Annotated in this window: 12 protein-coding genes; 5 read left to right on the forward strand and 7 right to left on the reverse strand. The window is 44.0% G+C overall.

Features of this window, described 5'->3' with window-relative positions; translation table 11 throughout:
- Positions 1 to 18: 18 nt before the first annotated feature.
- From BJP34_RS47430 to BJP34_RS13595, 3 genes are read right to left on the reverse strand one after another with little or no spacing between them, the layout of a single operon-like run.
- A complete protein-coding gene (locus BJP34_RS47430) occupies positions 19 to 7,302 on the reverse strand; it encodes a non-ribosomal peptide synthetase (protein WP_070392811.1) in 7,284 nt (2,427 codons plus the stop codon).
- A 57-nt stretch (positions 7,303 to 7,359) separates the two neighbouring features.
- Entirely contained in the window at positions 7,360 to 8,196 is an 837-nt protein-coding gene (locus tag BJP34_RS13590; protein ID WP_070392812.1) for an isocitrate lyase/PEP mutase family protein, read from the reverse strand.
- Between the two features lie 57 nt (positions 8,197 to 8,253).
- Positions 8,254 to 10,161: an AMP-binding protein gene (locus tag BJP34_RS13595; protein ID WP_070392813.1), complete on the reverse strand. Its 1,908-nt coding sequence runs from the start codon at positions 10,159 to 10,161 to the stop codon at positions 8,254 to 8,256.
- A gap of 1,273 nt (positions 10,162 to 11,434) precedes the next feature.
- Here BJP34_RS13595 and BJP34_RS13600 point away from each other — a divergent pair.
- Entirely contained in the window at positions 11,435 to 11,770 is a 336-nt protein-coding gene (locus BJP34_RS13600; protein ID WP_149030965.1) for a hypothetical protein, read from the forward strand.
- A 984-nt stretch (positions 11,771 to 12,754) separates the two neighbouring features.
- Here BJP34_RS13600 and hpnH read toward each other — a convergent pair.
- The 3 genes from hpnH to BJP34_RS47435 all read right to left on the reverse strand — a co-directional run bounded on the left by hpnH (position 12,755) and on the right by BJP34_RS47435 (position 18,868).
- Positions 12,755 to 13,774: an adenosyl-hopene transferase HpnH gene (hpnH, locus tag BJP34_RS13605; RefSeq protein WP_070392815.1), complete on the reverse strand. Its 1,020-nt coding sequence runs from the start codon at positions 13,772 to 13,774 to the stop codon at positions 12,755 to 12,757.
- A 703-nt stretch (positions 13,775 to 14,477) separates the two neighbouring features.
- Positions 14,478 to 15,449: a hopanoid-associated sugar epimerase gene (gene hpnA / locus BJP34_RS13610; protein ID WP_193431322.1), complete on the reverse strand. Its 972-nt coding sequence runs from the start codon at positions 15,447 to 15,449 to the stop codon at positions 14,478 to 14,480.
- 149 nt (positions 15,450 to 15,598) lie between these two features.
- Positions 15,599 to 18,868: an efflux RND transporter permease subunit gene (locus tag BJP34_RS47435; protein ID WP_229424353.1), complete on the reverse strand. Its 3,270-nt coding sequence runs from the start codon at positions 18,866 to 18,868 to the stop codon at positions 15,599 to 15,601.
- 219 nt (positions 18,869 to 19,087) lie between these two features.
- Here BJP34_RS47435 and BJP34_RS13625 point away from each other — a divergent pair, with 219 nt between their 5' ends.
- Positions 19,088 to 20,548: a zinc ribbon domain-containing protein gene (locus BJP34_RS13625; protein ID WP_070392816.1), complete on the forward strand. Its 1,461-nt coding sequence runs from the start codon at positions 19,088 to 19,090 to the stop codon at positions 20,546 to 20,548.
- A 159-nt stretch (positions 20,549 to 20,707) separates the two neighbouring features.
- The gene (locus tag BJP34_RS13630) at positions 20,708 to 21,283 is read left to right on the forward strand and encodes a hypothetical protein (protein ID WP_070392817.1); all 576 of its coding nucleotides are present in this window, start codon (positions 20,708 to 20,710) and stop codon (positions 21,281 to 21,283) included.
- 12 nt (positions 21,284 to 21,295) lie between these two features.
- Here the strand turns inward: BJP34_RS13630 and aat are convergent, their stop codons facing one another.
- On the reverse strand, positions 21,296 to 21,880 hold the full coding sequence (gene aat, locus BJP34_RS13635) for a leucyl/phenylalanyl-tRNA--protein transferase (protein ID WP_070392818.1): 585 nt from the start codon (positions 21,878 to 21,880) through the stop codon (positions 21,296 to 21,298).
- A 320-nt stretch (positions 21,881 to 22,200) separates the two neighbouring features.
- On the opposite strand from aat, the gene BJP34_RS13640 reads away from it, so the two are divergent.
- On the forward strand, positions 22,201 to 22,629 hold the full coding sequence (locus BJP34_RS13640; RefSeq protein WP_070396652.1) for a TerB family tellurite resistance protein: 429 nt from the start codon (positions 22,201 to 22,203) through the stop codon (positions 22,627 to 22,629).
- A 693-nt stretch (positions 22,630 to 23,322) separates the two neighbouring features.
- Entirely contained in the window at positions 23,323 to 24,582 is a 1,260-nt protein-coding gene (locus BJP34_RS13645) for an S-layer homology domain-containing protein (RefSeq protein WP_324611056.1), read from the forward strand.
- Positions 24,583 to 24,585: the final 3 nt, after the last annotated feature.

A 24,585-nucleotide genomic window follows, 5' to 3' on the forward strand; every position in this document is an offset into this window, starting at 1 on the left:
AGTTTATTACCTCTTATTTTAACCAATTATTCCAGTACAGGCACAGATACTAGCTTCTGTAGGCCCGTACATATTGATGACTTTTTCAACATTTTGATATTGTGCTAATTGTTGTAATAAATTTTTGGTGACCGATTCTCCACCCAATGCAATCACCCTAAGACTGCTAGGTAAGCTTTCATTCTTGATTAATTGTTCTAATAATGAGGGAACTGTACTTAGGCAAGTAACTTTATCCTTGCTGAGCCATGTAGATAATTGATCAATATTATTGAGTACAATAACTTTACCTCCTATTGATAATGGTGAGAAAATTTGAGGAACACTAGCATCAAAGCTAATCGAAGTTGTTAAAAATACCACACTTAGTTCATTTTTCTTGAACATTGTGAAGTTACGAAAATGCAAATAATTAACAACACCTTTATGTTCAACTGCTACGCCTTTTGGTTTACCTGTAGAACCTGATGTGTAAATAAGGTAGGCTAAATTTTCAGCGTTTAATTTTGCATTAATATTATTTTTACAGGTATACAGAATATCTGTACTATCTAAACAAACAATTCGTGGTACTATTTTGGGGATTTGTTCAATTAAATGCTTTTGTGTTACTAGAATAGATACCTGACTATCCTCTAATATATAAGCAATACGCTCCCTTGGATAATCTGGGTCAATGGGAACATAAGCACCACCCGCTTTGAGTATCCCCAATAATCCCACCACCATCTCAAGGGAACGCTCTACACAAATCCCCACCAATACTTCGGGTTTTACTCCGGTTGAACGCAAATAATGCGCTAGTTGATTCGCCCGACTATTTAACTGGCGGTAGGTGAATTGTTGGTCTTCAAACACCACCGCTACTGCATCCGGAGTTCGTTCTACTTGCTCTTCAAATAACTGATGAATACACTTATCTTGGGGATAATCTGTGGCGGTATTGTTCCATTCAACTAATAACTGATGCCGTTCGGGTTCTGTGAGCAAAGGTAATTGGGAAACCGGCTGTTGGGGATTGGCAACTATTCCCTCTAGCAAGACTTGGAAATGTTCAATCCAACGACGAATGGTTGTCCCATCAAATAGGTCGCTATTGTATATCCATTCGCCTTGAAGACCGACCGATGTTTCCTTCATTGACAAGCTTAAATCGAATTTGGCGACAACACTTTCCGTTTCTAGCTGACTGCAAGTCAGCCCCGGAATTTCGATGGTTCCCATGGTCGCATTTTGTAAAGCAAACATCACCTGGAACAAGGGATTATGACTCAAAGAGCGTTGCAGTTGTAATTCCTGTACTAACTTCTCAAATGGTAAGTCCTGATGACCATAGGCTTCTATTGCGGTTTGGCGAACCCTCTTCAATACCTCAGCAAAACCGATATTTTCTGGGAATTGAGTTCGCAGTACTAAAGTATTGACAAAAAAACCAATTAACGGTTCGATTTCCCGACGGTTACGGTTAGCAATGGGCGTTCCCACTAGGATATCTGACTGTCCACTGTAACGATAGAGTAAACTGCTCCAAGCTGCTAACAAAGTCATAAATAGGGTACAGCCGGATTTTTGACTGAGATTATACAGTTTATGGGTCAGTTCGGTAGAAAGTTTAAAGGACTCTCTACTCCCCCGGAAGGTCTCAATTGGTGGACGGGGACGGTCATAGGGCAATTCTAATCGGGGTGGCGCTCCTTTTAATTGTTGCTTCCAATAGTTGAGTTGGGTTTCGAGCAGGTTTCCCTTAAACCACTCTCGCTGCCAAAGTGCAAAGTCGGCATATTGAATTGGCAATGGTGCTAATGGGGAATGTTCACCATTACTGAAGGCTTGATACAGTACCGATAACTCTCGCCAGAATACTCCCATTGACCAACCATCGAAGACGATGTGGTGCATGGTCAACATTAACACATGGGATTGAGAACCTAGTCGCCAGATTTTGACGCGCACTAAGGAGTCTGTGGCTAAGTTAAACGGAGTTTGTGCTTCTTCTAATACCCGCCGCTCAACTTCGGTGGTAGTTTCTGTTTGTGATATTTGTTGTAAGTCTTCAACGGCAATTTTTATCGGTTTCGCTGCGGTAATTACCTGAATCGGAACTCCGTTTTCGGTAGTAAACCTTGTCCGTATAATTTCGTGACGGCGAACAATTTCGTTGAAAGCTTGTTCAACACAGGTCAGGGATAAATTGCCGCTCAGCAGCCAAGCACTGGTGATATTGTAAGTAGGACTTTCTCCTTCGAGTTTATTGAGAAACCATAGTCTTTCTTGAGCAAAGGATAAGGCTAATTTTGCTTCTGCTGGTCTCGGGGTAATTTCTGCTGCTGGCCAGGCCGTTTGACCAGTTGTTTTTATGACTTTAGCTAGTTTCCTGATGGTAGGGGATTCAAATAGATGGCGCAGGGGAAATTCCAGTGAAAAGGTTTCTTGTATCCGAGAGATGACTTGAGTAGCTTTGAGAGAATGTCCTCCCAATTCAAAAAAGTTGTCATGAATGCCGATTTTTTCTATTCCTAAAATTTGACTCCAAATTGCCGCTAGCAGTTCTTCTGTGGGAGTGTTGGGGGGAACAAAAGTGGTTTCACTCGCGACCTCTATATCTGGTGCTGGTAATGCTTTTCGATCAATTTTACCATTGGGGGTTAACGGTAGAGACTCTAAGGTGACAAAGGCACTGGGCACCATGTAGTCTGGTAGCTTTTCCTTGAGGAAAGAACGCAATTTGCTCTTGGTGGGAACAGTTTCCCCAGAAACAAAATAAGCAACCAGCTGTTTATCTCCTGGAATATCTTCTCGGGCAATCACCACAGCTTCTTTGACTTGGGGATTTTCAGTCAGTGTGGCTTCAATTTCTGGGAGTTCGATGCGGAAGCCACGAATTTTGACTTGGTTGTCGATGCGACCAAGGAATTCGATGTTGCCATCACGGAGATAGCGGGCTAAGTCACCTGTTTTGTAGAGACGAGAACCTGGTTCTTTACTAAATGGACTAGGGATGAATTTCTCTTGTGTCAGTTCTGGACGGTTAAGATAGCCACGTGCCAACTGTACGCCACCAATATATAGTTCACCAGGAACCCCGATCGGGAGAGGTTGAAGATGGCGGTCTAAGATGTAGGTTTGGAGGTTAGCAATAGCACGTCCAATTGGTACCTCTTGCTGTATAGTATCTGATGCCCTTATTTTGTGGAGCGCTGTCACCACTGTTGCTTCGGTTGGTCCGTAACTGTTAACCAGTTGAGGAACTTCCTCCATAAGCTTTTGCCAATTCTTCACCAACCCGGGAAGCGCTCGTTCTCCCCCAATAATGACTAAGCGTACTGACTCAGGAAACACTCCCTTGACTGCTGTCTCTAATTCAGTCATCATGTGGTGCCAGTATGCTGTAGGCAAATCCAATACTGTTATGTCCCACTGCCGACAGGTTTGCCAAAATGTCGATACAGAACTTAACATTGGCTCGGTTCGCAAAACCAGAGTCCCCCCAGATAACAAGCAGGGATAAATTTCTGCCGCTGCTGCATCAAAGCTAATCGAAGCAAATTGAAGAACGCGATCGCTCTTGTTTATTCCGTACTCAGTGCGGGACGCTTGCGCAAAGTTGGTCAAAGATTGATGCTCGATTTCCACCCCTTTTGGTCTCCCCGTAGACCCAGAAGTGTAGATTACGTAAGCCAAAGAAGAGGATTTAGCTTGGTTAGCGGGATTTTCCTTGCTACACTCAGAAATGATTTGCCAATCTTTATCTAAGCAAACAATCTGCGCCGAGCATTCTGGCAGTAGAGCGCGTGATTTCTCATTCGCCAAAAGTAAACGAATCTGAGAATCTGAAATCATATAAGCAATGCGCTCCCTTGGATAATCTGCGTCAATGGGAACATAAGCCCCACCCGCTTTGAGTATCCCCAATAATCCCACCACCATCTCAAGGGAACGCTCTACACAAATCCCCACCAAAACTTCGGCCCCTACTCCTCTTGATCGCAAATAATGGGCTAATTGATTGGCTCGGTTATTTAACTGGCGATACGTCAATTGATTATCTTCAAATACTACTGCTACTGCATCGGGGGTTAGTTCTACTTGCTCTTCAAATAACTGATGAATACACTTATCTTGGGGATAATCTGTTGCTGTATCGTTCCATTCAACTAATAACTGATTCCGTTCGCGTTCTGTGAGCAAAGGTAATTGGTAAATTTGCTGTTGAGGATTGGCAACTATTCCCTCTAAGAATACAGTGAACGATCGCCAAAGGTTCTCAATAGCCAGATCACTATAGTTTTTATTATTATAGAAACAAGCACAAGAACCGTTCTGAGCGATGACTAATACAAATTTCTGATGATCATTTATAATACTGGTATTTATGGGGTAATCCGCTAATGTCTCAGTCAAATGCACAGCAATGGGTAAGTGCTGCTCAATGGAAAAATGTTGTAAGGTAGTAAGCTGAGGATAACGACTTACAATATCCCGATGAAAAGTTTGGCGACACTTAGCTCGATTGAACTCTTGTTTGACTAGAACAAAAATTGTGGCGATGGTTTGTTCAATATCAATTTCTAGGTGACAAGGTATAACACTTGTAAAAAGTTTATTTAGGCTGGCTGACAGTGGATAAACTGTCGAAGTTTCAAGACCAATATCAAAACATGTGCTTTGATTGATACGAGCCAAATAGGCAACAAAAGCAGTCAACAAAAAGTCTTGTGGATTGCAGTCAATTGATGTCTGAGATAGGAATTTATCAAGGACTTCCGGTGGTTCAAATAACAGCCTTTGTCGTTTATATAAAGCAGCCTCAAGGGTTCGAGACTGTTCCGGAATCGGTAAATCAAGGGGTTCCCAGGTAGAAAGTTGCTTTACCCAAAAGGCTTCATGTCTCAAGCAAGAAGCTTCAATTTCCTCTACTTGCTGATTTTCTACTACTGACAGTGGCTCCAAGTAATAACCGACTTGCAAATTAAGTTGTGCAGCCCAGTCTTTTAAACTTAAATCTTGTCCCTCCAGAGTTTGGAGCGATCGCACAATCACATCTTGAGAAGCAGTCGAAATTTGCAAATAGTCCCTTTCAATCTCTACCAGTGTTCCGGGGGGTGCTTGAGAAACCTCGCTACTAATTTCTAAGTGGGTAATCAGGTAAAAATTTCCAGCGACATAAAGTTTGGGTAGTCCGAAGGGATTTCGATAAGCGCCAAAATCGAGAGAACGAATCAAAGCATCAATAGCTTGTGCAGTCCAGTTCCAGTCAACGACACAGCCAGGAGTTGGACGTTGCACCGCATTAAAGTAAAGGCGTTGTTCCCGATTCTGAGGCTGAGCTTCAATTCGGTCAAATGCTAAGGCATCAATGAGTTCGGGAAAGGACTCAAGTGCTGCATCATAGCATTTGATATTCAACGTAAAAGCAGTTTCAGACTCTAATATTGGTAATTTTATTTGCTTGATAATATCACCTTCATCAATTCCCTGAGTCATCCAGTGCCACGTCAAGCCATGGACGTTTTCGCCATTAAAAATAGCCCAGGAAGTGGCATAAAGTCCTCCATACTTGGGAAGTAGGGCATTATGCAAATTAATCGCACCCCTAGATGGGAGATTCAAAATTTCTGCTGGCAATATTTTAAGATTATAAATACTAAAAAGATAGTCAAAAGGAACTTGACTTAAAAAGTCAACCAGGTTCTGATTAAAAGATATGCAAGGAATTTCTCGTTCCTTGGCCCAGTTATGAATCACCTGACCGGCTGCTACAATTCCAGTAATGGCATGACCACGCTCCAGCAATTTTTTTGCACAGGGGATGAGGAAATTTTCTTGTCCAATAAGAACACAGGTAAGCTGTTGGGCTTCACTGAGCAGAGGTAATTGAGAAACCTGTTGTTGAGGATTAGCAACTATTCCCTCTAGCAAGACTTGGAAATGACCTGCCATCCGCTCGATGGTAATAGCGTCGAACAGATCACTGTTATATTTAAACACGCAAGATAACCCTGTTGGTTGCTCCTCTATCTCCAAAGCTAGGTCAACCATTGCCATCCCTGTTTCCAATTGGCAATTGTCTATTCTTAAACCTTGTACTTCTACTACCTGACTTGGTAAATTTCTCAGTTGGAATAACACCTGAAATATGGAAGTATGACTTAAGTCTCGCTCTGGTTGCAATTCTTCCACCAACTTCTCGAAGGGAATATCCTGGTGAGCATATGCTCCTAAAGCTACCTCGCGCACCTGAGCCAACAATTCTAAAAAAGTGAAGTTGCCATTTAGTTGAGTACGTAAGACTAAGGTGTTTATAAAGACACCAATTAGTTGTTCTATTTCTATGGGATCGCGACCTGCTATCAGAGTTCCAACTATAATATCTTCCTCACCCGTATAGCGATAAAGTAATATTTGGAAAGCCGCTAACAAGGTCATAAACAGCGTCACCCCTGCCCTCAGACTCAGTTCCTTGAGAGAGTTACTCAGGTTTTGGGGTAACAATAAATTTTGCTTAGCTCCCTGGAAAGTTTGCACCGGCCTTCGCGGTCGATCTGTGGGTAACTCCAGCACTGGCAAACTGCCCCCTAATTGTTTTTTCCAATAGGCAAGCTGAGACTCTAACCTTTCCCCTTGCAGTCGCTGTCGCTGCCAAATGGCAAAGTCGGCATATTGAATCGGTAGTGGTGGAAGAGGTGATGACTTTCCAGTAGCAAAAGCTTCATAATGTACTGCGAGTTCTTTGAGCAAAACTCCCGCTGACCAACCATCAAAAATAATATGGTGTATCGTCAGGAGCAAGATATTTTCTTCCTCACTCAGTCGCAGTAACTTGGCTTGAATTAGGGGTAATTTAGATAAGTCGAATCTCTGTTGTGCTTCCTCAACGGCGATGCGTTCGACCTCTATTTCTTGTTCGTTGCTCGGTAAATGACTCAATTCTATGATTAGCAACTTTACAGTCAAACTGGGAGCGATCGCCTGTATTGGTTGGCCATCTACTGCGGGAAAACTGGTGCGAAACACTTCATGGCGACCCACGATTTCGTTAATCGCTCTTTCTAATGCATTTACCTTCAGGGAACCTGTGAGGCGAATATTTGTAGGACGATTGTAAGCGGGATTTCCCGGTTCTAACCGATCTAATATCCACATCCGTTCCTCAGAAAAGGACAGAGGGATTGACTGTAGATTTTCTATTGGAGTAATTGTCGGTTGGCAGTTAGTATTTTTGAGCTTTTGTTTGAGTTTATGCTCTAGTAATTTCCGTTTAGCTGGTGAAAGTTTAGCAATTCGTTTATTAATATCACTCATCAGTAGTAAGAAAACTATTTTTACCAAAACTATGAAATACACCCTGAAAAGTAGTTGTTAGCCTTTATTTATCAAAGCCAGATTTTCCTGCAAAAGAGCAGTACATTCAGGCACACCCACTTGTTGTTTTAGTAATAATCCATCTTTTTCTTTCAGGGATTGCATGTACCGTTCAATTCCCTCTTGCGCCGTAAACAAACAAGGGGTACTGTAGTTCACCAGAGAAACCCCTGCATCCTTCAGTTCTGTGAGACTGCAAGCTGGAGATTTTCCTCCAGCTATTTGATTAAAGACTAATGGTTTATCTACTTTAGTCTTTAAAGTTCTGATTACCTCTAAATCCTTGATACCATCAGCCAAGATCGCATCAGCACCCACTTCCGCAAATGCCTGAGCTCTTCTGATAATTTCATCGAGTTCGCTGGCATCGGTTCGCGCCACTACAAATAACTCTTTGCGAGTTGCAAATTTTTTTTTTAGTTTATCGATAAACTCATCTAAATCCATCAAAAGTTTACCATCAAAATGACCGCATCTTCTCGGTCGTTTTTGGTCTTCAATAATTACCCCAGCTGCCCCGATGGACTCCAACATAGTAACGACATGACAAGCCACTTCAGGATCGACATAGCCATCATCAATATCGACGAGAATATAGGCATGGGGAAGGACAGTTTTTATCCTTTGAACAAAAGCAATAATATCAGACCAGGCAATAAATCCAATATCTGGTAACCCATAAAAACTGGCCGCAAAACTAAAACCGCTGATCAATATACCGTCGTAATATTTGGCGGCGATTGAGGCGGAAAAAACCTCGTAAACTCCTATAAAGGGAAAGATGTCTCTTTGTTTCAATTGTTCTTGTAAGCTCCTGGAGTTATTGGCTACCATTATTATGTCTAAAAAAGCTAAATTAATAGTTAATATAAATAGTTAAATTTTAATTATTTAATATTGATTATTCAGCAGATTTTCGGCTTCTTCATCCGACAGAGACTCTAGTTGGTCTAACATGGCAGATATCTCGGTATCCTCAACTATTTTCGCCTGCTGTTCAGCAATTAAATCTGCCATTCTCGCCAGAGTAGGTTCCTGAAAAAAGAAGAGAAACGATAATTCAACCTTAGTGACTTTTCTGACATGATTGACGATTCTTGTCGCCAAAATAGAATCTCCTCCTAATTGGAAGAAGTGGTCATAAATGCCAACCCAATCTACTCCTAAAATCTCCGACCAAATTTGTACCAACTCTGCTTGTATTGGCGTCTTTGGTGGAGCATAGTCTGCCCTTGGCATTGTCGGGTCGGAAGCAGTTAAGCCTAATTTTTGTGCTAAACCTATCCGTTGCCGTTTGCCAGTGGGGCCTTTGGGAATTTCATCGATAAAAACTACCACACGCGGAACTTTAAAATCAGCCAATCGAGTAGCAGCAAACTCTTTAATTTCTTGCTCTGTTACTGATGCTCCTTCCTGCAAGACCACCGCAACAGCAACATCTTCCCCTAATAAAGTATGGGGTGTGGCAAAAGTGACAACCTGGGCGATCGCTGGATGGTCTAAAAGCACTTCATCTACTTCTCGCGGGGAAATTTTCTCGCCCCCACGATTGATAATTTCTTTAATCCGACCTTTGAGGAAAAGATAGTTGTCCCGATCTAAATAACCCAGGTCTCCGGTGCGAAACCAGCCGTTGGTAAAAGCACTTTGGTTGGCATCAGGATTGTTGTGATAGCCACAAGTGACATTCTCACCCCGGATCACGACTTCTCCTACCTCACCAACTGGTAGTAAGTTGCCCTGTTCATCCATAATCGCGACTTCCGGTCCTGCGGGGACTCCCACCGAACCGGGTTTGCGGGTTTTAGGGGGCAGGGGATTACTGGCCATCTGATGGGAAGCTTCGGTCATGCCATAGGATTCGATCACCGGGGCGTTGAATTCTGCTTCTAAGGAAGCCATGACCTGGGGTGGCAAGGGAGCAGATGAAGACCGAATCAAGCGAATTGGGCATTGGGAAATGATCTGGCGATTTTCTGTGACTCTGGCTAGAATCCCTTGGTGCATGGTGGGTACGGCTGAATACCAGGTGGGATGAAATTCTACTAACCAGTCAAAGAATTTGGGCCCGTCAAAACCGGGAGTACAAACCACACTGGCTCCTGCACTAACGGATGAAAGTAAAGCCCCGATCAGTCCGTGAATGTGGAAGAGGGGCATCACGTTCAGACAGCGATCGCTCTCGACTAAATTCAAAGCCACGCCAATATTTTGGGCTGAGGTGCAGAGGTTTTTGCCTGTCAGCGGCACCATTTTAGGGCGGGAGGTAGTCCCAGAAGTATGCAGCACTAAAGCCACATCTTCGGGTTGAGCGATGCCAGCCATGGCTGGACTTTTCCCATCCCCACCTGTAAGCTGGAAAATACCTGCTGCTTCTGGGATGGGGGTAAGTTCGACTAGGGGGATACCTCTTTTTTGAGCCACCTCTAGGGCAGGTTCGGCAACTCCTGACTGAAAAATCAGGGCTTTAGCATCAAGATCGGATAGATAAAAATCGTATTCCGATTGGCGATAACCAGGATTGAGAGGGGCACAGGTGGCACAAGAGGCGATGGCCAAAAAAGCTACAGCCATTTCTGGGCCGTTGGGTAATGCGATCGCCACTCGGTCGTTACGACCTACACCCATTGCATTTAATTTGCTTCCCACATCGGTGACAGCATCAAACAAACGACTGTAGGTGAGGGCAGACTGACCGGCAGCAACAATGGCTATGTCTTGGGGATTTTTCTGTGCCCTGGCCTCAAGTAGATTGTATATACTTGAATTGAGTCCAGAGCCGGTTTTGGCAATCGTCATTTTTGGTTAACTATAGGACAGTAAATAACTGGTAATTTATAGGAAAAACGTTAACTAGATCCGAATTTTTGGTGATCGATTCTGAGCTTTTGTCCTGCTGATTTGTAGAGACGGATTTTAATTAATATTCAAAAGTTAGGGATAAACCCGAAATAAGTGCCAAATAGTACACCCTGTAAATTGACACTATCCACCGTTATAAACTGGGGAATTATTGAATCTACGACCCGACTGGCAATCCGGTAATTTTTATCAAGGATTGTAGGGGTCAAATCTTATAAGCGCGTTCAGACTAATTAATAGTATAGATTCCGGTGGGGCACACCGTATCTTGATTTTGTATCTTGATTTTACTTAATCAGACAATGAGTATAAAAGTTTTTACCCTTCGAGATTCCATAGACCTTCAAATCAGGCTTATTGGATTACGCACACACCCTTTTTTTAGTTAATTTTTACCTTGTATACTTATACTGAAGATATTATTGTCTAATTTTCGTGCTTACTAGTTTATCGATTAGTCTTGGGATTGTCAACCCTACCTGGCTATTTAGGAAATAAATTCCCTCGTCCTCATCCCCATCTCTTGGTGCGCGTTCACCCTTAGCTTTGAAAAAGCGCGGGGTCGCACCGCAACTAGAAGTTAGGAGCTTTCGTCCTTGGATTGTCGGTAATGTAATAATTGCTTGATAATTGATGATTTCTGTCTATTAAATTGAGAGGGATTAGTCGTAGGATATCAAGCCCACAGGTGATGGGAGCACGACCGTGATGTCTTAGCAAGAGGGCTTGACAAATTGCTTTCTTTGCTATCCACATGACAAAAATAAAATACTCTTGATAAGAATTAATTGATCAAAATCATCTTCGCATAAGAAAACTATATCAATTATAATTTTGCTTTTTCCAGAGAGTTTGGTGTGAGAGAAATACAAGACTTTGGATAAGAATTACTTAAGCAAAATTATCTTGGCATAAGAAAACTATATCAATTAGATAGAGTTTGGCTTTTTCCAGAGAGTTTGGTTAGAGTAGAGCCTGAGTTGAAGCTAAAGGCTAAAAAAAGCGACCTACTAAGCTCGAAACTCAATTGAATTGAACCTAAGAGAAAACAAGGTTAAGTAAAATCAAAGCACTAGGCTTAGCCCTTTGCCTTGCTTTAATTTGTATGGCATTTAACGTACAATAATCTGCCATCGCTGCCCCCGGCTTTGAAGAGGTTGCAGGGGAAACATGCCCTGAAGGTTATATCTACGTAACTGTAGATGAAGCTGTGAAAAATCGAAGCGAAATCTGCAACACTTTGGGTACGTGGTCTATCGCTCGCCTTGCTGATGGTGGCTCCATGGATGGTTCTGGCTACGACTGCAAAGTTCGTGGCGAGGATTCTCGAGGGTTGGGGAATGCAGTATGCAAGCAACTGAACGCCACAATTACTAATAAAGATGGCTACTGTCCCGATGGCTACACCCTCGCTACCTATTCAGATGCATTGACACTCCCCGCCCTGGAAGGACGGGGATTCTTGATTCAACGAGATGACTTGTTCAACCAGGCCGGAGCCAGGAAAAATAGAGGTCTCCTCTCCCCAAGCGTAGAGGGTCTATGACCCAGGTTTCGGTGTGCCCCACCGTACCTTGTCTTGATGCAGTCGCTCATGGGGGGAACCCCCAAGACCGCGCTGCATCGCTTTTTTTTTATATAGATAGATACTTTTTTAATCTAATTTTTTTCATAGACGTTTAAGTCGTTGTCTTGATGCAGTCGCTCATGGGGGAAACCCCCAAGACCGCGCTGCATCGCTAGACCAAATTACGCAATATGCATCTGATACATATTTTTTACGTTGCCTACTTATTTTTAGATAGTATTTATCTTGCTTTTTAGTTTCTTATTTATCATATAATCATAACACGCTCTGTGAAAACTGTCAAGTTTTAGCTGAAAAATAAAGCCGTCCTATAAGGACGGGGCGCGATTACCCAATTTTTTCAAAAATACACTCTGCAACAACCCTCAGGTGGGCACTTGGCACATCATGCGTTTACACGATAGTGCTTCCATGGATGGTCCAGGTTATGGTTGCAAAATCCGTCCTGAGGATACCAGAGCTCTCGGTGGTTCCATCTGCGTAGAATCTTTGTAGGGCTTTAAGTATAGCGCTACGCCCAAGGCAAGAGGCAAGAGGCAAGAGGCAAAAGTTTACTACAGAAGGTTTTCAGCTTGTATCAATGTCCTAACTTTAATGGGTAGTGCTATAAAGCCTGGATAAGCATTATCGCTACAGGCATTATGACCTTGAGGTTGATTTCAAGGTCTATTTAATCAAGAATCAGACAGAAAGCTCAGATTAATGCGATCGCATTTATTCTAAACCTAAGATTAATGCGATCGCATTGATTGTATTGTGTGTATTGTGCTCAAGTTGACCTTGTCTATCCTGCCAGGCTTAGCAATCCATCACCACTTAGAGCTAGGAACTAGCGCCAGCTTTATGGTCTAGGAAATTAGTCAGGTTTAATGAAATAGATCCCAGTCCCCTTTTGCCTTTTGCCTTTTGCCTTGCTAAAAAGCATTTAAAATGTGTTTTAGCTTAAACCCCTCCTAACACACTACCCATAGCACGAACCATATTCTGGGGCTGAAACGCATCCATAGCCGCCGTCGGCTCATACCCACAATGGACCATACAATCGGAACACTTAGGATTACCACTAGCGCGACCATACTGATCCCAATTCGTTTCCTCCAGCAATTCCTTAAAAGTGGAATAATGCCCTTCATTTAACAAATAGCAAGGCTTTTGCCACCCCAAAACACTGTAACTAGGACTTCCCCAAGGGGTACACTCATAATCTTTCTCCCCGATCAGGAAATCCAAAAATAAAGGATTATGGTTAAAATTCCAGATTTTATTCCCAGCCTTGAAAGGCGCTAAAATTTCCCGGAACATCGCCTTAGTCTGTTCCCGCTTCAGGAAATGCTCCTGATCGGGTGCCCATTCATAACTATATCCAGGAGAAACCATCATGCCGTCAATACCTAACATGGCCAGGAAATCAAAGAACTCCTGGATTTCCTTAGGATCAGTTCCCTCAAACACCGTCGTGTTAGTAGTCACACGAAATCCCCTAGCTTTAGCCGCTCGAATTGCCTGCACCACCTTATCAAATACCCCCTGACGGTCCACACACTGATCATGCCGTTCCCGTAAGCCATCCAAGTGAACGCTGAAAGTCAGGTAAGGGGAAGGTTGGAACTTATCCAGACACTTCTCTAACAACAACCCATTAGTACAGAGATAGACATACTTTCGCCATGCCACCAACCCCTTGACAATTTCGTCAATTTGTGGATGAAGCAAAGGTTCTCCCCCCGGAATAGAAACCACAGGAACACCACACTCTTTTACCGCAGCAAAGCACTCTTCAGGAGTTAGGTGGCGCTTAAGTATTTCTTTAGGATGCTGGATTTTGCCACAACCGGAACAAGCTAGATTACAGCGGAACAGAGGTTCCAACATCAGCACCAGGGGAAAGCGTTTACGACCCAAAAGACGCTGGGTCACAATATACTTTCCGACATCAAGAGCTTGTTGTAATTGAATTGCCATAATTGTCCTCACACCATATAATCAACGCTAATCATGGAGGGTAATCCTGATTACCCTACAGCTTGAACTATGATCAACTTCGCCGATAAAATAATAATACTGTTCGTGAATCTTTGAATGAATAGGAGTAGAGTGGGCATCCTGCCCGCCCCAAGAGATCAAGGGACAGGCAAGATGCCTATTCCACCTCACTCTTAAAATCATTCCATTATTAAGCAACGCCTTAATAATACTGTTGGTGAATTGTTTTAAATCCTAGACTTTGACGCAGTTGTGACCAAAAAAGTTGGTCTCAAGCCGGGCCTTTGGCCACCCTAGGCGAACGCCCATAAGCGGGCGACTTTTCCAGAAATAATGTACAATGAGAATGTAGCCTAGCACAGGCAGGATTCGTCGGTACTGCCAAACTCCCCAACGACGTAAAGCGATGCTAGTACACGAGGCGCGAAAAACCTCGACAAAACGCATGGATCCTAACAGATACCGAACAACCAGTAAAGTCAACTTTCAATAATCAGCGTACCGTGGGGCACACGGAAACGTATCCAAACGCTTAGGGAGACAAGCCCACTGGGATTAGTTAAGTTAATCTCGGTATTTGGTTCTTTGGAACGGATACTTGGCTTAAGTATTGCCTTTCGGATAGCTAATTTTAAGGCGTGTCGTAGAACTAAGAATCCCCGCTCTTATAGGGCGGGGAGTGTCAACTAAACCAATCAACAGCATCCTTCAGGGCTTTCCTAATGGAAGATTGGGGTAACCCTAACTCTCTAACTGCTTTCGAGCAATCGTAATACATTGGGTGTTGTGCCATCCGCACCCCATTGAGCGGTATAGAAGGGGTTTTCCCGAAAGCAGTCAACACGCACTCATCAATCCAAGCCATACTCAGCGGTAGCCAGACCGGAACAGTTTTTTGAGGCGCACTCAATCCAGTAATTTCTGCAAGTTGCTCCAATAAGGATTTGAAGGATAGATTTTGGTTACCTAAAATATAGCGATCGCCTTTTTTCCCCCGGTCCAACGCCAACAGGTGACCCTGAGCCACATCCCGCACATCAATAAAATTTAATCCCGTATCCAAATAAAATGGCATGTTTTGCTGTAAGAAGCGCACAATAATTTCTCCGGTAGGAGTTGGCTTAATATCCATTGGACCAATGGGAGCGCTAGGATTAACAATCACCACATCTTGACCAGATTCAGCTGCCTTGATCGCTTCCCGTTCAGCAAAAAACTTAGATTTTTTATAGTCACCCACCAATTTCTCGACAGGACTCTGATGGGTTTCATCCACAATTTCCCCAGGTTTACCCACACCAATAGCCGCTACTGAACTGGTGTAAACAGTGCGTTCAATCCCAGCTTGAGCAGCACTTTGTAGCACATTACGGGTTCCCTCGACATTGTTACGATAGAGTAAATCTCGATCCGCTTGCCACAGGGAATAATGGGCAGCGACATGAAATAATACCTGACATCCCTGCATCAGTTGGCACAAGCCTGGATCGTTTAAGTCACCGATAACGACTTCTATATCTAGACCCTGGAGGTTATCGAGTTGGCTAGTAGGGCGCACCAGAGCTCGCACGGAGTATCCTGCTTCAAGTAGCGATCGCACAACATGAGCACCGATAAATCCTGTTCCTCCAGTGACGAAAGCTTTGATTGCCATTGACGCACGCTCCTTTGTTTCCCAATTCCTTATTGCTTATAGCACTACCCATTAATGTATTTGACATTGTCAGCCATGCAAAGCGCGAGTGGGGGAAACCCCCTTTGGCGGCGCTGCATCGCTCCTAAACTCCGAAACTTAGTCATAGCTTACTTCTGACTTCTGACTTCTGACTTCTGACTTGCGCGTAGCGCTATACCAGACAATAATCCTACCCAGCAATCTTCCAGCAGAGTATACAATACTGGTACAACAATCAAACTCAACAACGTAGACGTAAGCAATCCACCAATAATTGCCACAGCCATCGGTTGTCGCAATTCTGCTCCTGCGCCAAAGCCCAATGCCAAGGGCAACATTCCCAAAATAGTCGAAGCAGTAGTCATTATAATCGGTCGCAAACGCACCACTCCCGTTTCCAGAATTGCCTCAGTGCGACTTAAACCACCTCGACGAAGTTGGTTAACATAATCCATCAGCAAAAGCGCATTTTTGTCAAGTAATCCCAGCAAAAAAATGAGACCAATCAGGGAAATCATGCCAAAATCACTCTGGGTAATCAGAAGTGCCAGCATTGCTCCCACAATAGATAAGGGCAACGACAAGCCCACCACCATCGGTTCTAACAATCGACCAAAAGGCAAAATCAGCACTAGCAGCATACAGGTAACAGACAAGGTCAACGTGCCAGCAAAACTGCCCAACACATGACTACTCAGAGCCGAATCCCCCCACAGTTCTAACCTCACACCATCCGGTAAAACTGATTTGGCAAGCTTTACCACCTCCTCAGTCGCATCTCCCAACCTGTGACCCTGGTTAAGGCTAGCGCGAACATAAACCCCTCGCTGACCATTAACATGCTCAATCTCAGTAATCCTATTCCCTCGATTATTCTGACCAGTTGCCTCTACATCCACTAATCCTGGTAATGTCTCAATCCGAGTTTTGAGATCCGCAGCAGTATTGCCTAACACCTCTAAATCATCACCCAATAAAGCAACTTGAACCGGTTTTTGAGTAGGTAGTTCGATAAACTGAATATCTTCAACACTAGTAGTTACACCAGAAATCTTCGGCAAAGCAGCCCGCATTTTTTCCTGAACCTGAGCAGTAGTATATTGGCGATTACGTTTAAGTTTGACCTGAAGGTTACCTTTTTTGGGATCACCCTGTACCCCCACAACCGTATATACCGATTCCACTTCAGGGAAAGCCAGCACCGCCTCTTCTAACTGCTTAGCCACCTGCTCAGATTGCTTCAGTAACAATTTCATCCCACTTTTAATCGGAAATAGACCATTAAACCCGGAATTTGATAGTTGTGGTTTTGATAGTTGTGGTTTATGCTGCTCCCTAAGGTCTGAATTAGTATCTGAATTAGTATCTGAATTAGTATCTGAATTAGTATCTGAATTAGTATCTGAATTAGTATCTGAATTAGTATCTGAATTAGTATCTGAATTAGTATCTGAATTAGTATCTGAATTAGTATCTGAATTAGTATCTGAATTACTTAATGGCTTTGACTCCTCACTGTTAGAATCAAACCCTCCCAAATTCAGAATCTTATCAATTAAATCACCAAATTGAGAGGCACTAGGCATCTCAGGCAACGGTGCTGTATAGGTAATCATAAATTCCCCTCGGTCTAGGGTAGGAATAAACCCCTGAGGAATTAGGGGAATCAGAGAAATTCCAGCCACAAAGCTCAATACCGCTAATCCCACTACAAATTTCCGATGCCCCAAGGACCAGCGCAGCAAATCAGGGTACTTAGGATTAGACCTCAACCAAAAGTCGAAAACTACTCTTGAGAATCTTGCCCAGTTCCCAGTTCCTTGTTCCCTTTTCCCGTCTTGATGCAGTCGCTCATGGGGAGGGGCTGTGTGCGGAACCTGCGTCCGCACCTTGTAAGCCCCGTGGAGACCCCCAAGACCGCGCTGCATCGCTGTTCCCTGTTCCCTGTTCCCTTCTTCTCTCAATAATCTTTCCCTGCTCCCTGCTCCCTGCTCCCTGTTCCCTGCTCCCTGCTCCCTGTTCCCTGTTCCCTGTTCCCTATTCCCCTGTCTAGGTTTAAGCCAATAAACCGCAAGAACTGGGCACAAGGTTCGAGCAACCAACAAAGAGGTAAGAACTGCTGCCGAAACCGTCAGACCAAAGGGTTTAAAGAACTGTCCTAAGTTACCACCCATTAAACCAACCGGTAGAAATACCGCCACAATGGTCAAAGTAGAAGCAGAAACCGTCAGACCAATTTCATTAGTAGCAGAAAGAGCAGCTTGCCGAGGAGACTCCCCAGCCTCCAGGTGCCGAGAAATGTTCTCGACTTCTACAATGGCATCATCAATAATAATTCCAATTACCAGAGCCAAAGCTAGTAGAGTAATGGTTTCGAGATTGAACCCATAGATAGCCATCACTATAGCGGTTCCGAGCAGAGAAATTGGAATTGCCAAGGCAGTAATTAGGGTGGCACGCCAGTTACGCAAGAAAGTAAAAATTACCAACACTGCCAGAACAATTGCCAGTACTAAACCATCAATAGTAGATTGAGTCGCTTCCCGGATATAGTTAGCTTGAGTCACTGCTAAGACTAACTGCACCCCTGGCAAACTACCTTGTAGCCTTTGCACTGTTTTCTCTACCCGACTAACTACATCTAAGGTGTTAGCATCACCCCCTTTGATCACCTGAAAAGCCAAAGCTTCCTGTCCATTGAAGCGAATCCGAGTCGGGGTAATGGGTATGGGTGATTCGGGACTATCTCGCGGCTGTTCCTCCTTAATAATTTCTGGTGCTTGTTTGGTCAACTCTGAGCCAGAATTGAGAGCCGTAAACGTAGTTTCCCCCCCTCCCAACAAATTGACTTTCAGAACTCCTGGAAGTTGAGCAATCTCTGGTAAAATGCTAGTCTTAGCAATGTCAGCTAATTGCTTCAGGTCTTTAGTATCACTCTTGATGGTGTAGCTAACGGCAGAGGATTCGTTCAAATTGAAGGGAATGACCTGAAAGGTTGCACCTTCAGGAAGAGCAATCTGCCACAGTGTCTTTTCAACCTCCATTGAAGAGGAGTTGAGATTGGTTCCGACATCGAAATAGAGGGTAACTACTGTTCGACCAGGGTAGGTTGAGGAAACCATCTGATCGAGTCCTGCCAAAGGCAAAAGCCTTTCCTCAATCCGTTGAGTCACTTTCTGCTCCGTTTCCACGGCAGTCTCCAATGGCACTTGAGCATTGACCACCACCACCGGAAACGTAATATCTGGGAATAGGGCATACTTAAGGGAACTGAAGGCCAAAAGCCCAGCCACAACCATTGCGATCCAAAAACCTATGGTTACTCGGGAATACTTAATGGCTAACCGGGAAAGATTGAACCGCTCTCGTAAAACCTTGAGGGAACTCAACTTGACCATTGAAGATAATTATGTTAATTCACTGTTCCCCTAGGATATACTTTGAGCGATCGCCTATTAAGATCGGATTAGATTATCAAGACATGGGAGTGTCAACCAGTAGCGCCCATCAATTAGACCCCTAAAAATAGGGATAATACGGGATCAAATAGGATCAAATCGACATGGAAATTTAGGTAGCGCTATAGTAAAATGAAAACATAGGTTTAGACGTAATCAATGCCCAAAAAAGTAGGAGTAACTAAGAAGATATCGACTCAGGTCGTCCCAGTGATAGGGATGACCGAAGCGGTAAGGACTGAACTACTGTCTACGATGAAGAAATTGGGCATCGTCAGATCCGAGTCTTATAACAAGCTGGGAAGTATTAACTACTGGGGACTGGATTGGAAAAAATCGTACCGAGAAGTCAGGACTTTTAGGACTCCCGAATCATTGGGACTTCCGTCCAAACTAATGGAATGGGCTGTCAGTGATGTAGCCAAGGTCATTACTGCGCAACAGGCGGCTTGCACTGATGCAGTAGAAAAAAAAATCTCTAAAAAATTCCCAGGGAAAGACAACGAAAAAAAACGCAAAAAGCTTTGCCAACAAGTTAAAACTTTAGCTTTCCTAGAAAGCTCCCTTCTGCATAGGCTTGTCAGGAAAGAATATCAACGCGGCCATTCTTGGGTCAAAAATCAAATAGTCTATCAACAAGGTGGCTACAAGTGTAAAAGACTTTCTCGAAACACTTACCAGTTAGAATTGGCTGGATTGACGAGAATAAAAAGGAACAAGATAGTTGTTAAATCTAATCGGAAGGTAAAAGGTCAGATTAGATTGATTTACACCCAGTTATCACGACAATTTGAAATTCACTTTTTAGTAGAACATGGTAGAGTAGAAACTCCATCAAGACGCAGGGAAGTCGGAATAGATAAGGGTTACACCGAAGCATTCTATGATTCAGAAGGCCAGGCTCACGGAAAAGGGTTAGGACAATTAGCCACTAAAAAATCGGATCGTATTTGTGCCAAAAACCGAAAGAGGGGGAAGCTCTGGGCACTTCATAGAAAGCTAGAAAAAATAGATCCAGCTAAATCAGCGAGGATACTTGAAAATAATTTAACCAGGAAAGCTGAAAACCGCCGTTACAGACAAGACCAGTCAGAACTGACGAAAATAATAGGAGCAGCGTCTAAGTCTGTTTTCAATGGAGAAGCTCTGAAAGTTTTCGCGGAAGATTTAACAAAACCGATCCGAAATAAACGCCAGTCCAAAGCCGTGTCTCGCAAATTAAACAGTTGGATGAAAGGAGTAATGCGAGACTCTTTGCAGAAATGGGCTAATTGGACTGGATCGGTTGTTACAGAAGTTCAGCCTAGCTATACGTCGCAAGTTGACTCCAGGAACGGGACCCTATTAGGGCGAAGGACTGGGGACAATTTTACCGGATGGGATGGGGTCGTGTTGCAGGCTGACCATAATGCAGCCAAGAATATCCTTGCTCGTGGTACCGACTTCGAGATAACTCGGTTCATGACTAGAGCCGAGGTTCAGGCTGTATTATTGCGCCGTACCGCGCGTTACTTGGAAGATATTTTGGGACTAGATCTGCTTGATGCGATCGCGGTTGACTACCTTGATAGCAAACATAGCAAATCTAAGGCTTTCAAGCAACTCCTCAGCGGGATCTGAGGATCGTCCAGACAGACGGGTGGAAGGTTAACTCTAATAGCCCCATGACCACCCCTCACTCGGACCACAATAAATTGCACCTTGACCGTTTTGTACGGGTTCGTCCCGATTAGTGACGGTTTAAGAGTATCCCACACTTCACTAACGCATTTGCTAGCAATGGATAAAGCTTTAGATCAAGCGATTGAGTTTTTAACAAGCCCATCGGTTACACCACCGACCTCATCAGCTGTAGTCGAGGCACTACTTCAGGCAGAGACAACTGCTAAACGAACCAAAAAGAGCAATGCCTATTCACAACTGATCGGAAATTGGCGACTAGGGTTTATTACAGGCACAAAGCGATCGCGCCAACGAGCAGGGGTGATCTTGGGTAGCGGACGATTTCTGCCAAAGTGGATCAAAATTAACCTATCCTACTCCCCATCAGAGTCTTCTCAAGACCAAGGAACGGTTCAAAATGCTGTTCAACTCGGACCGATTCAGATAGTTCTCACCGGTCCTACGAAGTTTTATCCTAAGACGAATATCTTAGCTTTCGACTTTAGTCAAATCAGGATATCGTTATCTGGTCTAACACTTTATCAAGGCTATATTAAAGGTGGACAAGACCGGGAAACTAGGTTCTATGAGCAACCCTTGAAAGAACAAGCATTCTTCACCTACTTTCTCGTGGAAAACCGTTGCATTGCTGCTAGAGGTCGGGGAGGAGGTTTGGCTGTATGGACCAAGTAAGCCCTAGCTGAGTTAGATAGGTTCATCAAACGAACAGGTTTGTGCTATTGCCTTCTGTAACAGCAGATTATACTCTTGCTCATTGACCGTACAGGCACCAAACCGTTCTAGGTGAGAATTCATCATCTGAGCATCAAACAGCAAAAAGTTGCGATGGCGCAACCGTTCTACCAGCTTAACCATAGCCACCTTCGAGCCGTCCGGAATCCGATAAAACATCGATTCACCAATGAACGCTCCACCAATTACAATTCCCAAAATTCCTCCTGCCAGCTGATTTCCCTGCCAAGTTTCAAAACTGTAGGCCCATCCAGCCTTATAAAATTGCCAATAAATTTCCTTAATTTCTGGAGAAATCCAAGTAGTTTCACGGTCAGCACAACCAGTCATTACCCCTAAAAAGTCTCGGTTAATACTGACACTAAATCGTTCCTGATTTAGGACACGACGCAGAGATTTAGGATAGCGAAAACGCTCATCTAGAGGAATTATAGCACGTTTGCGGCTTGAGTACCAGCCTAAATTACCAGTATCATCTGCCATCAGGAAATAGCCTTGAGCATACCCTTGAATTAAGTAATCAATATCGATTTCCATTAACAGAAGTGTGTGAGGAAGAACTAAATGAGTTAAGTAAAATTAAACGTAACATACTAGCGGTTGACACTTCTGTAAAAAAAAATTGGCTTTAAAGAAATCAGGTTTCTTACCTAGATTAAGGGGTCTAACTAAGTTAGTTTTGACAAACCCGGTTTTTTGACAAAGTTCTCCCCCGTCTCCCCAATCTTCCCACTGTTCCCCCTCTTCCCTTTCCACTTTCCCTTTTCCCCTAATCGTGGCAAGCTGTTGATGATTAAAGGTTGATTGGCAACAAGTGCTGTATTGGTTCGGTTCCCCCCTACTGGAGAGATAAAGTCATGGTTACAAATTCTAGTGTCAAACAGTTGCTCAAAATTTTAATCGGTGCCGCCTGGATAGACGGTAAAGTTCAGGCAGAGGAACGGGAATATCTGTATAAAGTCGCCCAGCAATATGGAGTTGCTGACGACCCAGAGATTAAACCGTTACTGTATGAACTCAAAGCTGTGTCAGCAGATGAATGCTACAGTTGGGTGGAACAATATTTAGGCGATCGCCCTAGTCCAGAAGACTATCAGCGCTTGATTGAAGCCCTCAGTGCCTTAATTTATAGCGATGGGCTGGTAGACACAGAAGAAGCCAAACTTCTCAATCGGTTGCAGTTACTCGACCCCAGCAATCCATCTCAGCAGTCGAGTAGTCAAAAAGTACTCAAAGCAATTCAAAAAATTTACCGCCGGTGGATTAATAAGCAGTTTACTGATTGATTACTGCCTCAGTAGGTCGTAAGCATTCAGCTATCAGCTATCAGCTATCAGCGGTCAGCTATCAGCTATCAGCTATCAGCTATCAGCTATCAGCGGTCAGCGATTAGCGCACGCGTGCGCGTTCAGCTTTGGAATAAAACAAGTAAGCATTGGAATAATGCTGAGTTACCTCAAGCGCGTCGTTCGCACAGCGTGGCCAAACGCGCCCCGCGTGGCCAAACGCGCCCCGCGTGGCCAAACGCGCCCCGCGTGGCCAAGGCCAAGGCCAAAGCCTGTGCCACAAGGCTGACGGCTGACGGCTGACGGCACCTCAAGCAGCGTGCGCGTAGCGCATATGCTTACAGTAGGTCAGTGGGTAACTGCTGAGTAATCAGTCCTGAAAAGCTCAGAACTTACCCAGCAACTCTAGCTCTAGGGTCACCCTGAGCACTCTCCTACTACACTCCACACGCGGTCAACCGGTCACCCCACCCCCTTGGGCTAATGTGACAATTTTTGATCTGGCAAGTGGTTGGCAACTCATGGAATGTTACTAGCGTCAAATTACTCAGATTGTGCCGAAATTATTGCTATTAAACAGGCGCAATCTGGTTTTTTATGCTTATTTTGAGCAAAAAAAACAATTTTATTGAACCTAGGAACATCTAGCATCTGATTGGTTCTATTTACTTAAGAACACATTAATTTAAGAGAATGCCTTCCATGCTTAACCTAAATCATTTTCAATCAGGAACTGCTGCTGTTTTAGCCCTTGGACTCACCGCCACCACCATGGCTCCCCTAGTCGCACCTGCTCCCTCCTTGGCTCAAAGCACTAACTTTATCGATGTTTCATCCAACTACTGGGCAAGTGAGTTTATTGGGGAATTATCCCAGCGTGGTATTATTGCCGGATTTCCTGATGGCTCCTTCAGACCAAATGCACCAGTGACCCGCGCTCAGTTTGCGGCAATGCTGCGTAAAGCAAATCAAGATTTCAATAAACCCGCCATTCGCGGTGGCAACACTTTCGTGGATGTTGCTTCCAACTACTGGGCAAATCCTGCCATTCAGGAAGCCTACCAAACCGGATTTCTAAGTGGTTACCCTGGTAATATCTTTAGACCTGAACAAAATATTCCCCGTGAACAAGTTTTAGTTGCCCTTTCTAATGGACTGAATTTCTCTTCCAGCAGTTCTACCTCAGAGCTGATCAGTTTCTACCGGGACGGCAGCCAAATTTCTAACTTTGCCCGTGGTCCCATCGCTGCTGCTACAGAAAATCGTTTGGTGGTTAATTATCCTAACGTCGCCTTTCTCAATCCGACTCGGAATGCAACTCGTGCAGAAGTTGCAGCTTTTATGTACCAAGCGCTGGTGGCAACAGAACAAGCCCCAGTGATTAGCTCCCAATACATTATCGATCCCAATCCAGCACCTGTAGCCTTCACAATTCCTGCAGGTACTTCTATTCCGGTTAAGTACAAAAAAGATAAAATTCTGCTCGCCCAAGAGGAAACTATTCCCCTAACCCTGACAGTGGATCTAAACATTACCACTGCTGATGAGGGCAAGTTGCTGATTCCTGCTGGTAGTGAAGTGGTTGGCGAACTGCGTGCGACAAAAGAGGGAGCTCAGTTTGTAGCTCAGCGGCTGTTGATCAATGGTGAAACCCTATCCTTTAATGCCACCTCTGAGGAAATTACCACCACTGAAACCATTCGCAAGGGTAGCAATCCAGGAAGTATCCTAAAAGATGCAGCAGTTGGTACCGCTGCTGCCGCTGCTATCTCTGCCGTTACCGGTGACCGTGCGATCGCTACAGAAGAAATCTTGATTGGAGTTAGTTCTGGCATCGCTTTAAATATCGGCAAACGTTTATTCGGTAGCAGCAGTGTTGACCTATTTGTGGTTGAACCAGAAACCGACTTACAGCTTACCATCGACTCTGACTTGGTAATTAGCAGTCGGTAACTA

The organism is Moorena producens PAL-8-15-08-1, from assembly GCF_001767235.1.
Classification (GTDB): domain Bacteria; phylum Cyanobacteriota; class Cyanobacteriia; order Cyanobacteriales; family Coleofasciculaceae; genus Moorena; species Moorena producens_A.